At 54.7% G+C, this 15,997-nt stretch carries 11 protein-coding genes and 1 tRNA gene; 7 read left to right on the top strand and 5 right to left on the bottom strand.

What is annotated here, in order from left to right; translation table 11 throughout:
* Window positions 1-74 precede the first annotated feature (74 nt).
* Entirely contained in the window at window positions 75-1,004 is a 930-nt protein-coding gene (locus tag HRH33_RS14540) for a LysR family transcriptional regulator (RefSeq protein ID WP_167417071.1), read from the top strand.
* A 49-nt stretch (window positions 1,005-1,053) separates the two neighbouring features.
* Here the strand turns inward: HRH33_RS14540 and HRH33_RS14535 are convergent, their stop codons facing one another.
* A complete protein-coding gene (locus HRH33_RS14535) occupies window positions 1,054-4,203 on the bottom strand; it encodes a membrane-targeted effector domain-containing toxin (RefSeq protein ID WP_167417072.1) in 3,150 nt (1,049 codons plus the stop codon).
* A 660-nt stretch (window positions 4,204-4,863) separates the two neighbouring features.
* Between HRH33_RS14535 and HRH33_RS14530 the strand changes: the two genes are divergently transcribed.
* Complete coding sequence (locus HRH33_RS14530) at window positions 4,864-5,052, top strand: hypothetical protein (protein WP_034098077.1); 189 nt, start codon at window positions 4,864-4,866, stop codon at window positions 5,050-5,052.
* Window position 5,053: 1 nt separating this feature from the next.
* On the opposite strand, the gene HRH33_RS14525 is transcribed toward HRH33_RS14530, so the two are convergent.
* Window positions 5,054-5,431: a hypothetical protein gene (locus HRH33_RS14525; RefSeq protein WP_034138242.1), complete on the bottom strand. Its 378-nt coding sequence runs from the start codon at window positions 5,429-5,431 to the stop codon at window positions 5,054-5,056.
* Between the two features lie 215 nt (window positions 5,432-5,646).
* On the opposite strand from HRH33_RS14525, the gene pvdQ reads away from it, so the two are divergent.
* The 5 genes from pvdQ (at window position 5,647) to HRH33_RS14500 (ending at window position 12,212) form a co-directional block, all read left to right on the top strand.
* The gene (gene pvdQ / locus HRH33_RS14520) at window positions 5,647-7,935 is read left to right on the top strand and encodes a bifunctional acylase PvdQ (RefSeq protein ID WP_167417073.1); all 2,289 of its coding nucleotides are present in this window, start codon (window positions 5,647-5,649) and stop codon (window positions 7,933-7,935) included.
* 213 nt (window positions 7,936-8,148) lie between these two features.
* Window positions 8,149-8,222, top strand: a tRNA-Cys gene (locus HRH33_RS14515).
* Window positions 8,223-8,638: 416 nt separating this feature from the next.
* Window positions 8,639-10,021 (top strand): AAA family ATPase, encoded by a 1,383-nt coding sequence (locus tag HRH33_RS14510; protein WP_167417110.1) that lies wholly within the window; start codon window positions 8,639-8,641, stop codon window positions 10,019-10,021.
* Entirely contained in the window at window positions 10,022-10,906 is an 885-nt protein-coding gene (locus tag HRH33_RS14505; RefSeq protein WP_167417111.1) for a DUF4435 domain-containing protein, read from the top strand.
* Between the two features lie 697 nt (window positions 10,907-11,603).
* Window positions 11,604-12,212 carry a hypothetical protein gene (locus HRH33_RS14500; RefSeq protein ID WP_167417112.1) on the top strand — a complete coding sequence of 203 codons (609 nt, stop codon included), beginning with the start codon at window positions 11,604-11,606 and terminating at the stop codon, window positions 12,210-12,212.
* Window positions 12,213-14,012: 1,800 nt separating this feature from the next.
* On the opposite strand, the gene HRH33_RS14495 is transcribed toward HRH33_RS14500, so the two are convergent.
* The 3 genes from HRH33_RS14495 to HRH33_RS14485 form a co-directional block, all read right to left on the bottom strand.
* Window positions 14,013-14,384 (bottom strand): hypothetical protein, encoded by a 372-nt coding sequence (locus HRH33_RS14495; protein WP_167417113.1) that lies wholly within the window; start codon window positions 14,382-14,384, stop codon window positions 14,013-14,015.
* A gap of 807 nt (window positions 14,385-15,191) precedes the next feature.
* Window positions 15,192-15,572, bottom strand: coding sequence for a DUF1090 family protein (locus tag HRH33_RS14490; RefSeq protein ID WP_034138014.1), 381 nt, complete (start codon window positions 15,570-15,572; stop codon window positions 15,192-15,194).
* A gap of 150 nt (window positions 15,573-15,722) precedes the next feature.
* Window positions 15,723-15,986, bottom strand: coding sequence for a hypothetical protein (locus HRH33_RS14485; protein WP_167417114.1), 264 nt, complete (start codon window positions 15,984-15,986; stop codon window positions 15,723-15,725).
* Between the last annotated feature and the right edge of the window lie 11 nt (window positions 15,987-15,997).

Raw genomic sequence — 15,997 nt, 5'->3', positions numbered from 1 at the left:
ACAAAACCGAGATAAAGCGGCTAAAAGCACTATCACTGTTTGTATTTTCTAAATAATCCACACGGAGCCAGCCCTTGGATCGTTTCAACGCTATGCGTGTGTTCACCCGTATCGTCGAACTGGGCGGCTTCGCCAAAGCCGCCGACAGCCTGCAACTGCCCCGCGCCTCGGTGACCATCCTGATCAAACAACTGGAAGCGCACCTGGGGGTGCAACTGTTGCAGCGCACCACGCGGCAGGTCAGTCCCACCCCGGACGGCACCGCGTACTACCAGCGCTGTGTGCAGTTGCTGTCAGACCTGGAAGAAACCGAAGCGGTGTTTTCCACGCGCCGTCAGAACCCGCGCGGCACCTTGAGCGTGGACATGCCCTCGGGCATCGGCCGCTTGATCGTGATCCCCGCACTACCGGCCTTTACCGCGCGTTACCCGCAGATCGAACTGGACATCGGCTTGAACGACCGCCCGGTAGACTTGATCCGCGAAGGCGTGGACTGCGTGCTGCGCGGTGGCCTGGCCCTGGACGAGTCCCTGGTGGCACGGCCCCTGGCGCTGATGGATCAGTTGACTCTGGCAAGCCCTGCCTACCTTGAACGCATGGGCATGCCCGCTGATCTGGACGACCTGGCGCGCCATCACATGGTCGAGTACGTCTCCAGCGCCAGCGGCAAGCGCTTCGGTCTGGAATTTCTGATTGACGGCCAAGTGCGCCCGTTCGACCTGCCCAAGCGCGTCGCGGTCAACAGTTCCGACGGCTACTTCGCCGCGTGCGAGGCCGGTTACGGCTTGATTCAGGCGCCCCATTACCACGCGATGCGACAACTGGCCGAGGGATGCCTGGTAGAAGTGCTGCCCCATTGGCCAGTGCCGAAAATGGCCCTGACCGCGCTGTACCCACCCCATCGTCAGTTGTCGTTGCGGGTACGGGTCTTTGTGGATTGGCTGGTGGAACTGTGCGCTACGCCTGGCACCGGTTTGCAGCGTCAGCCTCTGGGGCTGGGGTGATCGATGGGCCCCCAGCCTGACTGTTCGGCAGGCTGGGGCGTATGCGTTTCTACGGGTTGACGAAAATCTGCAAGTCGCCGGGCGCATCCTCGGGGCGCAAGGGAAGGGCGGGGTCGGGGGTATGGCCTTTGACCTTCAAGCCGATCTGTGACTTCACGTGGGAGTTGTTAGAAACACCAACGCCGATGCTGCCCGTCAACTCCGCGAGACCCGGGATGCCTTCGCTGGTGTTCATGTGCGCATTGCCGACCAGCGCCACCCACTTTTCCGTCCCGGAGTTGGCCTGGATGGTTTCTGCGGCGTAATAGTTGAACTCACGTAGCCGGGTTGTTGAGCCGTTGCCCGCCGAGGTGGGCAGGTTGACGCCGCGTAGATCTTTGTGGCGCGTCAGGTAGTAGTGATCAAGGGGTAAGACTTCGATGCCGTGGGCCTTCAGTTTTTTGCACAGTTGCTCGAAGGTCGGGTGGGTACGCGGTTGCCGGGATCGACCGAGGAGACCGATCCCGTCGTCCATCAACCCTTGGGGCATATCGATCAATCCTTCGAAATAAACCTTCGTGACACCGGCGCTCTTGAGGGTAGTGACGTTGTCGTAAAGCACCCTGAAACTTGCCATCTGACTGTGGGACTCGCCCAATACCACGCCGGGCGAGACCTTGAGGGTTTCCGTCAGCAGCTCGGATGCGGGGACCTGCTTGGGCACCTGTGGAATGGCAGGGCGAGGTGGCAGGCCATTTTGGTCGATGGCCTCGTAATACTCAGCCATCTGTTCGTTGAACCGTCGCACGGTCTCTGCCTTGGTGTCCGGCTTGAAATGGTCGGCCTCCAGCCTGCCCCGCATGCTTTCCACATAGTCACCCGAGGGCAAAGGTTTTCGCGGCCGCACAGGGCGCCCATCGGTGCCCACCAGGTTATTCCGATGGCCTTGGAAATGTTTGGGCGGGTGCACGGGGGCCAGGGTGTCCAGGGGGTTGAAGCCTTCCAGGGGAGGGCCGTAAGGCATGGCTTTGGCCGGGTCGTACGCGTAGCGCTGACCGTTGGACACAATGGTATCGGCTTCATAGGCTTGGTCGTCGATTTTGAAAGTGCCATACGTGACCGGCCCGTGTTCGGCGCTGACCCGCTTGGTCAAGTCGTACCCGCCGCTTGCGCCCCTGACGCGTTTGACCCCATTGCCGATCAGCCGCGAGCCTTCCTCAACCAGGCTGCCCAGCCCGCTCAATGGGTTCAATTCACTGACGACGGTGGTTCCGAGAATCTTTGCCACCTTCGCGGCTTTGCGGGTCGTGTTCACCGCGCTGGCCGCGACCTTGGTGACCCTGCTGGCGGCCCCGGCAGCGCCGGTGACGAAACCGAAAATATCCATGCCCAGATCGAACGTCCCTTCTAGGTAATTGCCGTCACGAAAGTTCACGATGGCCGAGCGCAGCGGCACCAGGTCGAGAAAAAAATCGACCAGTTTCCACTCGTTTTCCACGTGCTGATCGTGGCGGGTGGTGCCTTTGGCGCGCTTGACCGCATCCTCGCCATCGATGTCCAGATGTTCGACGAATACATCCGCAATGGCCTGGGTTCGCGCGCTTGAAAAGCTGGCGGGGATGGGCAACGGAGTGCTCACGCCCTTGTTCAAGTCCAGGGCCGATTCGCTGACGTGGGCGGGGGTGAAACGCTCTATCGGATACACCAGGCTGCCGTTACGCGGCCTTGGTTGGGTCAACACCGTGTCGCGGACCCGGCTGATGGCGCCCTGTTTCAAGTCAATTTCGTAGACCTTTTCGCCATCAGCGCCTGTGGCTTTCATCAGCAGCTTAGGGTTTTTGCGCTCAAGGGTGCGACCGGTGAAGCCGGTGCTCAGCCTATAGGTCGGGTTCTGGTAGAACTCCAGTTTTGCGTATTCCAGAGTTTGCCTGTCTTCTAAAGGCAGCCGAGCGATCAGTTGCTTGACCGTTGTGGCAATGCCCTTTTTGCGCAGATCGACGGCGTGGGCGAACTGCTCGTTGAACACACTGTTGACGTCAAACGCCAGGGATTTGCCCCGTGTGGCCTCGATCACACGCGGGTCTTGGCTTTCCCACTGGTAGGCGTGCAGCCCGCTCATGGCGATATCCAGCAGCGAATGGCGGCCGGCCGGGGCGCGATTGGGGTTATACAGCGGTTCGTCATGGGGCTGGGTAGTGGCTTTGACCGTCAGCAGTTTTTCTTCAAATGGCACGTCTTCACCAAACCGCTCCTTGAGCTTGGCCAGGGCAATCGCGCGACGGCTTGGGATTTCGGTGTCGATTTGCACCGAGGCTTCTAGGCGTTCGTTGGCCTGGGCATTGAACGCGCTACGGACCTTCTGCTTATCCGCGGGGCCGTAACGGTCAGCTTCTTGCGCCGACAGTGTGCCGCTGACCAGGCCCCAGACCCGCAAGGCATCGGATTGGGCCTGTTGGGTGACGGTCAGGTCCTGCAGACCGGCGCTTTCGGCCTCCATCATGACTTGGGCAAAGGTCATGTTGGGCACCTTGCCCGGTGTCTGCGCTTCAATCGTGGCCGCCGCGACCGACAGGCTGACCCAGGCCGGGCTGCCGTAGGTGACGCTGTCGGGGAGGTCTTTGATCAACAACTCGGGGGCCTTCCTGGCCAGTAACAGGTGAGCGGCAACTTTTGCCATGGCAGGTGTGGCATCGCCTTGCTCGACCAGATGGGCGCTCAGCCCATCGCGTATCGCCGACGCCGGTTTGCCCCAATGCTCGGTTTGCGTCAGGTCGAAATCGGCCACTTTGTTCCACGCGGGTGCGTCGAGGGATTGCGGGTCCAGTACCAGATTTATGGCTGCCAACACATAGTCGCTTGCGCTGGTGGCGGTGGCGATGCCGTTGAGCTGGGTCTGTAACGCTTGCCCCATGGCTTGAGCGCGTGGCGTGCTCAGCAGGGTTTCCAGCGCATTGGCCGGATCATCCATGGCCTGGGCGCTGAGCGGCTGGTTGCTGTTCAGGTATTCCAGAATTCCCAGACTCGGCCCCATGCGCGGCGGGTTTGGGTGGCGCATGGCGTAGTCCCTGGCGCTCGCCAGCACGGTGCGCTGCGCCTGAACGCTGAGTTCAAGCGGCCACGACAAACTGCCGCCGAAGTTGCCCAAGGGATGCTCCCGAGCCCGGTCGAGCACCGCATCGGCTAGGGCGACGAGGCTGAAGTGGTCAGTGGGTAGGCTCAAGCCATATGCGGTGATGAAGGCTTCAAGGGTGAGAGGGGAGTCTCCCGGTGGGGGAAAGGCGGATGCAGGATGTGCTTGCATCGTGCTGGTTTTCAGCGCCGTGCGCACGGCCTGGGGCGTCGCCTGCGGCCCAAGGCCCTTCGCGGTTTCGTTGAGCTGTTGTCCCAGCGTCCTGAGGTTGTGCCGGTCTGCCAACGCGTTCGCCAGGGCACCTCCGGCAGGCGCGGCGCTCGCTGGGGCCTGGTGTGCGATGGCTCCGGATTGAACCCTGGCCAGCGGCTGCAATGGAGTTGTCTGAGGATAGAGGGGCGGTGAAATACCCTGAGGGTTGAGGTGCAGTGCGGGAGCGGATGCAAGACTGTTCATTTGCGGGTACCTTTTCCAGACATATCAAGAAAAAGCGCCTGTCTTTGGGAGGTTCCCTGTTCCCCAGGCACCCCCGTTGGTTGCGGAAAACGCCCGCGCAAGTTCCGCCTGTGCTGCTTGCACTGTGTATGCCTTCGTGTCCGTAGCGCATGGAAACGTTACCCCGGCCCCACGTAATGCCAGAGGTCACCGCCTCGAACAAGCCAAAGCCTCTCATCGTCTGTAACATAGACGCCCACCGCGCCCTGTTCGGCGCAAGGCCGTAAATACAACCTTCAGATTCAGGAAGTCGTGATGACGCAAAAGCAACGTTTGAAATATTCGATACTGATTGTCTTGGTGGTGCTGGCGACGATGTTTGGCCTGTCTTACCTGCAGAGCATCGGGTCTATCAGTGAAAAAACGTTCCAGACCATCGCCATTGCCGTCGCGGTGGTCGTGGTGGTGCTCAACGGCATCATGCGGCGCAAGGTCAAGCCGTAAGTCAGGCGCTGTTGTCGAGCACCTTGGCAGCCTCTTCGTGGAGGCTGTAGCTTTTGTCCGCATTGAGGGTGATCACGCCCTCGCTGCACAGCCGTTTGAGTACTTCGCGCACGCTGAGAAACGACAATGGAATGCCCAGCGCCAGCAGGTGGCTGTGCACGCCGCGTACCCCGAGGGTGCGCTGGTTGTCGGCGGCGGTGAGCAGGGCGTCGATGACCTTCAGCCGGATCAGGCTGGTGCGCAGACCGAAACATTTGAGCAAATGACGAATACGCTGGTTGCCTTGCTCCGGCGTCTTGCCGAAGGCGGTCGTGCCGCTGCCGAAGTTGGCATCGGCGGCCGAGAGATGTCCTTCCGTGGGCACTTGCGGGTTGTACATGCAGAAAACTCCTTATCAGAGCCTGATCAGGAAAATGATGGCGCTCTTATTCAATAAGACGAACGAGCGAGCGAAATCATGAAGCGCCGAATGTAGAAATTTCGTCGGTATCGGTTTTGTCACAACCTGCGCGCTAAATTCCGCGGGCCGATGTGCGTTCTTACGGTGGGGTGGTCGCCCCGCGTAAAGACGTTCCATTTGACGGCGGAGTCGGTGTGATTATTAACAACAGGTTGTCCAGGGTATGTGCGCTCGGAGTATTGCTGGGCGTCAGCCTGGCCGCATCGGCGCGCGAGCAGGCCACGCAAGCCTCTGCCGAGATCCGGCGCACCGGTTTCGGCGTGCCGCATATCCGGGCCAGTGACGAGCGCGGTCTGGGCTATGGCATCGGATACGCCTATGCCCAGGACAATATGTGCCTGCTGGCTAACGAAGTGGTGACCGTCAACGGCGAGCGCGCGCGTTACTTCGGGCCCGAGCAGGCCACGCTGGAGGAGCGCAACAACCTGGCCAGCGATGTGTTCTTTCATTGGCTGAACACGCCTCAGGCGGTTGCCGCGTTCTGGAAGGCGCAGAGCCCGCAGATCCAGCAACGCATCGAAGGCTACGTGGCCGGCTATAACCGTTATCTGCAAGAGCGGGGCGCGCCGGCCCAGTGCCAAGGTGCGTGGGTCCGGCCGCTGGTGGCCGAGGACCTGGTCAAACTGACCCGCAGGCTGCTGGTGGAAGGCGGTGTCGGCCAATTCGCCGAAGCCTTGGTGGGCGCAACACCGCCTCAGGCGAGCGCCAGTGTGCAGCCCGACGCCAAGGCTTTTGCACTGGCCGCCGCGCAGCAGCAACGCTTCAGCCTGGATCGCGGCAGCAACGCCGTGGCGGTGGGGCAGGAGCGCTCGTTCAACGGGCGCGGCATGTTGTTGGCCAACCCGCATTTTCCGTGGGTGGGCGGTATGCGTTTTTACGAGATGCACCTGACCATTCCCGGCCAGTTGGATGTCATGGGCGCTGCGTTGCCAGGGTTGCCGGTGATCAATATCGGTTTCAACCGGCGTGTGGCGTGGACCCACACGGTCGATACGTCCAAGCACTTTACCTTGTACCGCCTGACCCTGGACCCGAACGATGCCACGCGCTACCTGCTCGACGGCAAATCCATCGCGCTGGATAAAACCTCGGTGGCGGTCCAGGTCAAGCAAGCCGATGGCAGCCTCAAAGAAGTGAACCACACGCTGTACAGCTCCCAGTTCGGCCCCGTGGTGCAATGGCCCGGCAAGCTCGATTGGGACCGGCGCTATGCGTTCAGCCTGCGCGACGCCAACTTGGGCAACGACCGCGTGCTGCAACAGTGGTACGCCATGAACCAGGCCGGTAGCGTCAAGGCGCTGCAAACCTCGGTGCAGAGCTTGCAAGGCATCCCGTGGGTCAACACCCTGGCCGCTGATGACCAGGGCCAGAGCCTATACATGAACCTGTCGGTGGTGCCCAACGTCAGCACGACCAAACTGGCCCAGTGCAGCGACCCGCGCGCCGGTTTGCAGATGATTGTGCTGGACGGCGCCCATAGCGCCTGCGCCTGGGATATCGATCCGAAGGCCGCTCAGCCGGGTATATTTGCGGCCGATCAACTGCCGCAGTTGCTACGCAGCGACTACGTGCAGCATTCCAACGACTCGGCCTGGCTGGCCAATCCGCAAGCGCCGTTAAGCGGCTTCTCGCCGGTGATCAGCCAGGACCGCATCGGCCTTGGCCCGCGCGCACGCTTCGCCTTGCAGCGCTTGCACAGCCTCAGCAACCGGCCGATCAACGCCGCTGACTTACGCAATATGGTGATGGACAACGAGGTGTACCTGGCCGGGCAGGTCATGCCGGACCTGCTGGAATTCTGCGCCAACCACCTCGCGACTGACCCGCAGACCCTGCAACCGCTGTGCGACAGCCTTAAAACCTGGGACCGCCACGCCAACCTCGACAGCGGCGTGGGCCTGGTGCACTTCATCAATCTGATGGAGCACCTGCAACAAATCCCCGATGCCTGGCGCGTCGCCTTCGATCCGAGCCAACCCCTGACCACCCCACGGGGCGTGGCTATCGAGCGTCCAGCGGTAGCTAAGGCTGTGCGCGAAGCGATGCTGGCCTCCGCCGCCGACGTTGCCAAGCGCGGGCTGACTTCCACAAGTACTTGGGGGGATGTTCAAGTATCCGGCCAAACCCCGATCCACGGCGGCCCTCAAGAACTGGGCATCTACAACGCCATGCAAAGCGTGCCCCGCAGCGATGCTAAACGCGAAGTGATCAGCGGCAGCAGTTACCTGCAGATCGTCACCTTCGACGACCACGGCCCCCATGCTGAAGGTGTGTTGGCATTCTCCCAATCCAGCAACCCTGCCTCCCCCTATTCCAAGGACCAAACTCAAGCGTTTTCCAAGAAAACACTCAGCCCGCTCCCGTTCACAGACGACCAAATCCAGGCCGACCCACACTACCGCCAGCAAGTCATCAAGGAGTGAACCCAACCTGCAAGCCCTTGATGCCAATGCGAAATATTTTTGAAATCAAGGGGTTGCAGGCCCCGGCAAATGAGTACATAATGGCGCCCATCGAACGCATCGAAGCTTTAAAAACTTCAATGTATTCAATGAGTTAGAGTAGAGGCAGGCTTTACACAGCCCACTCAAGTTTGCATACGGTGAGTGCCAGCAATCAGGGCATTGATCGTCTGAGGCCGAGTAGCAAAATGGTTATGCAGCGGATTGCAAATCCGCCTACGCCGGTTCGATTCCGACCTCGGCCTCCACTCTTAAAAACCCCGTAGATTAACGTCTACGGGGTTTTTTATTGCCTGCGATTTGGGATCGTTTCCGCAACTCTACCTTTTTCGGGAAGCTTAAGAGGCCGTTATCGGTACGGCTCTCCTTGATGGAACGTGGGATTGTGCTCGAGACTAAGGGGTCTAAATGTCCACTAACGGCCAGAAGCGGCCATTCCCAGCGGGCATTAAATCGCTACAGCGATGAGCTCGATGGAAGACTTCAGCACTGAGAAGCGGCGAGCTCAGCTACCGTCGCTTAGCATGACGGAGTTGTACCGCCAAGTGCGGGCTGTGATTCAGTAAGCCAAAGGAAAAGAGGTTTCCATCCTGAGATTGGTGGCATTGTGCTACGTGGTGTATCACGTTAGATTATGGGGTTCTCATGTGAAATGGATGCTTTCATGAAGCTTTTACGATTCGAAGCAAAAAATGTACACAATCACTTAGACTTCAATATATCGTTTAATCAGGATGTCAATTTTATTGCAGGTCTTAATGGTGCAGGAAAAACCACTGCCCTAAACCTGATAGTTTCTATGCTGAAACCATCTATTGAAGAGCTCGCTGAGTTGAGTTTTTCTGAGGCAAAATTAACTTTAACTGTCTCTGAGAGTCTGAGCTTTGATATTGTTGCAACGCAGGTTGGGGACGTGCTGGAACTCAGCGTCTCTACACTGCCAAGCGAAACGCTTATTGCCAGTCTGCAGGAATTTCGAGGTTCTCGAGAACGAGTTAGTGCCAAAAAATTCAGAAGCAATAAAGTATTTGGCTTCATTAGCTCTCTTCCGCCTCCAATGTTTTTGAGCTTGGATCGACGTTTTATCAAAGCTGCCTCCCCCAGCGACTTTGTTTCGATTTCTCATTTTTGGGGGGAGGAGAAGCAAAAGAAAACAGATGTAGATAGTGGCATGGATGAGGCGCTGCAACTTATTACCAAAAAAAGCTCGAAGGTAAAAGATAGTCAGGCATTAGAAGACAAGAAGCTTAGAGATCGAATTATTCTAGACTCCTTTCATGTTGCTCACGAGAGCTCTGGAGCGTCCCTGCCCAAGAGTAATACGCCTCGAGATCTTAAGCTCAAGCAGAAAACAATTAAGGCTGCACTGCTCGCGCTGGAGTTCAAGTCTGATGACTTCGAACAAATGTATGATAGTTTCTTTGAAAATTTAATCTCTCTCTCCAAAAGCGTTTATGAAGTTTTTGATAAACATAATTCAGATGCTGCTAAATCTAGTGCAACATCAAGAAAAAAAGGTGTAAGCGGTATACCTATTTCGGGGAAATCTGATGTGTTATCACTTGAATCTTCTAAGATTCTAGGTAAGTGGTTCTCGAATAGCCATCAGATGGCTCGAATTGATCGGCTTCTGAAAATGATCGAGGAGTATGAGCAGGCCAAGACTGCAATTAGTAGTGATCTGGCAAAGCTTGAGCATTTAATAAATTTATTTTTGAAGCAAACTAGTAAAAATATCGAAATTACAAGCGGGGGCGAAGTTTCTATTAGCATCTCAGGGACTGAGCGACCACTGACTATTTTGTCTTCAGGAGAACGGCAAATCCTGATTATGCTGACTCATTTATGCTTAAACGACCTCCTCCCTCAAAGTGGTATATTTATTGTGGATGAGCCAGAGCTATCATTACATATTTCTTGGCAAGACATGTTCCTAGAAGCCGTTCAAGCGGCAGGGCCAGATCTGCAAATAATATTGGCCACGCATTCTCCTGCCATCATCGGAGGTAGAAATAGTTTTTACGTGCCGCTGAATGGAGGCATATGAATGTCAGGCGTATCAATATTGACCTGGTCATCCGCAGCGTCTAAAAGTATAGGATTGCTTTATAGACAGCTTCAGCCGATTGAAGTGTATGTTGAGGATAGTAATTCTGAAGCGTTTTATTTTGAACTGTTAAATCGAATGATTGAGGGCGAAAAGAAGATTCGTAAAATTATCCCTCTAAACGGAAGAAAAAATGTCTTAAACTACTGCGAGGATTTTGATCACAGTACTCCTGCTCTCTTTATTATTGATGGAGATCTTGATCTATTTTTAGGCGTCAGAGAAGTAGGGAAGACTAATTTATTCCAGCATCGAGCATACTGCATTGAGAACTATTTGATTTGTAAGGATGCAACGGTCGAGCTTATCGTTGAGTCTTCTGGCACTGTAATGCGGGAGCAGGCGCTAACGGATCTCGAATGGCATGAAGCACTAGTCTCTGTGGATGCATTAAAAAATTTATTTGTAACCTTTGCTGCTGCAAGAGTTGCTTGTCCTGAATTAAAAACTGTTTCTTATGGTCATAGTTCAGTGATAACTCAACAAGGTCGAAAAAAACCGCCAGTAGTAGATGTCGGAAAAATTATGACTTTAGATGAGTTCATTAAGCAGGCTTGCGTTGCTCAAGTTGGTGAAATTGAATGGCAGAGAATTAGAAGTGAGGTCGAACTCAAATCCGCACAAATTGATGCTGTCGACGGTGTGTCAGGGAAAGATTTTTTGCTTCCTATTTTAGATCATTTTATACGTTCAAAGGGATGCGCCACTGTTAATACAGAAAGCTTGATGTTCAAACTTGCAAAGTATTGCAGGCTTGATCGACTCGCAGACCTGAAGCGCTGTCTGTTGGAAGTTATGGAGGGGAGAAATTTTATTTCCAGCTAAAGCGATTGGCTACTATTTTTGCCCAGGGACGGGCTCTAAATTATACAAGGAAGACGTATTCACTAATGCGTGATGGAGAACATGTAGGCCCTCAGAGCAATCGTTAAATCGAACCATGAGCAGCTCTAAATCGCACGGGCACTTTCGAACCGACGCTACTCTTAGGGTTTTGCTGTGTTGCTTAATGCTCCAGTTTTCCTGTTGTAGATCTCAAACCCCTCATCGCACGAGTGAAGTTGGTATCGCCCCCTCGCTTGATGATCAACGGAACCGTTTCGAAATCGACTTCTTCGTCGAAGTTTCCAGGTTTTGTATTCTGGCATAAATCATAGCAGTCCGACGCTACCCCCTCCCTCAGCCTCAAGCGCTAACTAAGCGCTCAGCCAAAACCATAGCTTACTCTGTCATTAAATTTTCCGGTAGCGGTCGATCGCAAGTGTCTGCTATTGGCCGCAAGCTGACGTTGATCATACCGTGCAAAAGCAGGAAAAAGTGGACGTTAGGCACGAGCCTGTTGAAACTGACGTCGAATTGACCCAGAGGCCTATGCCACTGCCCCATCCCGTCAGTAAATATCTAGCGCTGGTAATAGTTCACAGGGTAGGATCCTGGATCAGTAAAGTTTCTGTAACAGGGCCAATCCAGCACTGGCGATAATAATCTCAGGCGATATACACGTTTTACCAGAGGTGAAGTAATGCCGTTAGATAAAGATTGGCAGCCAAGTTTTGGGACTATCTTCACGTGGTTCGCCATGGATCGACATGGGCGTATAGCTGTAATGGTGAATAACTGTTTCGGCCCTATCCCTTCGAGCTTGTTGGCTATTCCAGAGCTAGAGGAAAAACTCGACAGTATAAATGAGTTTATGTGGGAAGAGTCGCGTGAGTTTCAAAGTTATCCAAAAAACAAGGAAGGTCAAACTCTTTTAGATATATATAGGTTTCGCAGGCACCTCAAACCCTCGTCGCGCGACGAAATGGAACGCATAGTCTTAGAGAGTTCGAACTTTTATCAAGAGCTCACGGAGTATTCACTTCCATCAATAAAAGGCTTCTATGTTTATCACGCGCTAGAAGATTACGTGTCCAGCGAAGACAATCCGATTGGTTATGAGGGCGACGCGGAAATTGGAGACTACTTTCGATATTTGATTCCAACGGTATGCGCTAGCATCGAAGACTTCCCTGAAGAATTAAGGTCACTAATCGCCGTATCCGACACATTAGATTTCACAGTTGACCGAGCCATATTTAGTATGTCAATCAATCAGATTTTTAAGCGATCTTTTAATCAGCGGAAGTGAAAGATTAGCAGTTTTTAAAAAGTAGTCGTTTCATCGGCTACGCAGTGAAGCGCTCCTGGATTTGTAGACAAACGGAGTGTCAGCTATTGGCCGGTTGCTGCCCGTCACGAACGGCATAAATCGGCCAGAAGCAGCTCTTTAGATCAGATATGTCGCGTCGATTTAGAGAGCAGAGAGTATTGAATAAACTGCCCTAATGTTTGGAATGAAGTGAGGTGTCGGGCCCGACGCCAACTCACTTGCGACTTGCGTGATAAATTCCCGTGCCCGCTCAAGTGGAAGGCCGATGATTTCATAAGGAAGCCAATCATTATTCATGGCATCCTCGTATGCCTCGATTACATACAGCAAATAGTCGCCTTCAGGGGTATCTCGGAAGGCACTGTACTCCTTTGGAGAACTAAGGCGCGTGCTCAACTCTACTACTTGCGCGGATCCAGGGGCGTCTGGATTTTGCCAACGCGGTGACGCTGAAAGTTCTCTTGTTTCAGCGATTAAATGAGCGGTGATTAAGTGACTCCAAATCATAAGCTAGGTAGCCTGCATTGAAGGTACCGGCGAGAGCATATCACTGACGAATGGACACTGAATTAACCCGCTAGCCATATCACCAAAAAGCAGGATCTGCGAACCGATCCCGACAGTTACACCCGTTAGCGCTGAAGGAACCATTTCGGCCAAATCTGAATCACTTATCATCTTTCCGTACTCTGGTCACACCGGTGGATATTGAAGAATCATAGGTCTGAATCGAATCTCATTTTGTAGGAAGATCATATATCTACTTGTTATAGCTTCCACTCATTCTGACCACCAGGTCCTTGCAGAGAAGGCTCGGGCGAGCGTCCGCTTCTGGCCCAGGCTGTGTAAAAACGTTTTTGAGCGCGTCAGGTACTCCAAACCGCACCGCAAATCGCGTTTCTACGCGAAATCCATATCTACAGATGTGCTGATAAATTTCAGATTTAACGTAGACGCGCACACTTCAATTTTGGCGAAGCGATTTTACACACTCTGGGCCGATTGCTGTCAGTAGGGGCCATGCGGGCGTAGGATGAGGGCTTTCCCATCAGTCCAGACCTTTTCCCTTTATGACTCAATCCGTGCGGACAATCTCAAGGAATCCGCGAGCCGAGGTTTGGCAAGGTGGCTAAGGGAGCCTGATGAGCACGTCTATACGCCACGCAAACTTCTTAAACCAGAACAAAGAATTTTTTTAGAATGTATTGCATCAGGAAAATTCAGCGGCTCAGAGCTCTGATACTTCAAGCGGGCAACTCAGCCGGTTGTAAAAAATAGCGTTGTTCAGTTTCACCGTTCGACTCGTGATCCAACTGCCGCTGATCGCGATGGACTGCAATGGGTCGAATGGAGCCTTTCACGACAGGCAGCAATCTGCCGGCGAAAAATCGAGTTGCAATGTCCGGTGGTCTGGCATGCAAGGTAAAATGGCGATTTTTGTCATATCAAGGAACGAAAGAGTGTCGACCATTAAAATGACATCCCGGGCCGATTGTCGGCTAACCTCCGCGCTGCTGTTATTAACAGGCTTAGTGGCTCTCTCTGGTTGCCGCCAGTTAACACCTGAGCAGCGAATAGATTCCTGGATCGATAGCGATGGTAAATCCGCTCCAAGATCTGCCCTATCTTGGGTTCAAAGTTAATAGCCATCAATCGTCCTTAGGGCTGGATTGCTGGCAGAATTCATGATGCTACAGCGCCACGCATTTCGCGCGAAGACGTGCTGGGCATATCCATGCGATGGGTTGCTGCGAAGTTGCGTGAGCGAGTGACGCCCGATTAGCGTCCCATGAGTGGATAGTGTTCGATGCGACACGGATGCGGGTGGCCGTCGCCCTTGCAAACCCCATCCAGATACCGGTAGTCAATCTGCACGGACTGGCCTTTTCGAGGCCATTGCCGACGCGGTAGGGTGTTCTGGTAATCGGTGGTTTCCGGGGTGAAGGTGACCATCGAGCCTTGCTGGGGACATTGCGTGGTGGTGGTGGTGGTGGTCGGGGTGACCTTGAGGATCCGCCCCTGCAGCTGTGGGTACGGTTGTTTCAAGACGTTGACGATCTGTAAGTCCAGCCGGCAAATCTGCCAGCTCGCCGCGTGGACGGTGCTGCACAGAGTGGTGAGCGCAAGGGCCAGCGCTGCGTATGTTTTCATGGGGTAAATGTCCATATCCTTGGAACAAGCAACCTGGCAAGGCCCTGAACTTCCGTCAGCTTCTGGCTGATTTAGTCCTTGGCGCCGGGTCAGTTGGGGAGTGGCAGCACTATGCCAATTACCCAGTGGCCAATACAAGTCTTATGACTTTAATGTTCCCCTGTGGCGAGGGAGCATGCTCCCGCTGGGCTTAGAGGGTCTTCAATCCCCCCCCAGTAAACTGGACGGCGAGAGGGAGCCAATAGGGATATGGGTGTAAGCAATAAGCCAGAATGACTTTAGATATGCAGTCGCATGCTGTGAGCTTCGACTATCGGGCTGAATCAGAACCGCGCTGGCGGTCCGCTTTTGGCCGATTTCTGCCTATCGTACAATTGGCAACGGGTCATTTCGTAGGCTTCACAATTTCACCGACTCGTCGATAAACCTTCTTGGTCATTTCCTCTGTGGAGTGACCTAGTACGCGGCTCGCGTGCGTTAGCTCGATCTCGCTAGCAGCTTTGGGCCGCATGCCCTTGAATGGAACTGACGAATGCTCGTTGCCAGCAAGGGACCATCATCAGCTGACGCTTTGATTGCTGCCTTCTCTCGTGCGCCGGTCCATCGATAACGGATTTGATTCCGCCATCCTCCAAGCGAAGACGGAGACGTTTTCGGTCTTGCACTGACCAAACAGGGAAAAAATAATGGGGTGAGACCACATTTAAACAATGGTGATCTGACCCCAATTTTCTTTCGTGGACCGGTGTGGAGCGCGGCCGCCTCAGGCTGGGTTCCCTGGCAAAACCGCTAATGCGTCTGCCTCCGTTATTTAAACAACCCACCAATCGCATTGATCGCATCCGCCGCTTTGTTCACGTTCTGCTGGCGTTGTGAGCTGGTGTCCACTTGAGCTTGTGTGTTGTAGGTGGAGTTGGTGCAGCTTTTATTGGTCTGGGTCAGTGCCGCTTGGTAAGCGGTCGCGCGCAGGGTGTCGCCTTTGGCGTTGGCGGCGTTGATGTTGGCTTGAAGGTCGCGGATTTGTTGCTGGCAGGAGGCGGCGTTGTTGGTGTTGCCGGCGTTGCTGTTATTTGCGCCACCCAGTGCGGTCGACAGGGCGCCGGTGAGGGCCGATAAGTCTGCGGCGTGGGCGGGCAGGGTGAACAGGCTGAGCAGAACGGCGGTAGGTGCGAGAGTGGACAGGCGCATGGCAAACCTCAATGTTTGATTGCCTGCGCAGGTCAGTGGCCCCGGGCTGGCGCATGGCAATTTCCCTATAGATGAGCGCCCAGGTGCGGCGAAATACTATTTGCTCAAATTTTGAGCTTCAACGCTGGGCCTCTCTAAATGTGATCGATTTCACAGTTTGGATTTGACTTCGGACCGGCTGATGCGCTCCTGTTTCACCTCCTGCGCATAACCCGTGAGCTTGCCCTGCTGGGCCGCGAGCAACTCACAGACCTTCTTCAGCGCCGCTGCCTGTTTAAGCAATGCGCCATCTGCCGCCAGCGTCGCTAGCTCCACTACCGACCAGCCGATCACCGCCGCCGCATCTTCCAGGTCATAGAACAGCTCCTGCTGGGCGTTTCGAGGGCCATCCAGATCATTTATTAATTCCGCCATCTGCTTCTCCG

This window comes from Pseudomonas rhodesiae, assembly GCF_013285305.1.
Classification (GTDB): domain Bacteria; phylum Pseudomonadota; class Gammaproteobacteria; order Pseudomonadales; family Pseudomonadaceae; genus Aquipseudomonas; species Aquipseudomonas rhodesiae.
Note: the sequence above shows the minus strand (reverse complement) of the source record. Positions and strands in the feature narration are given on the sequence as shown.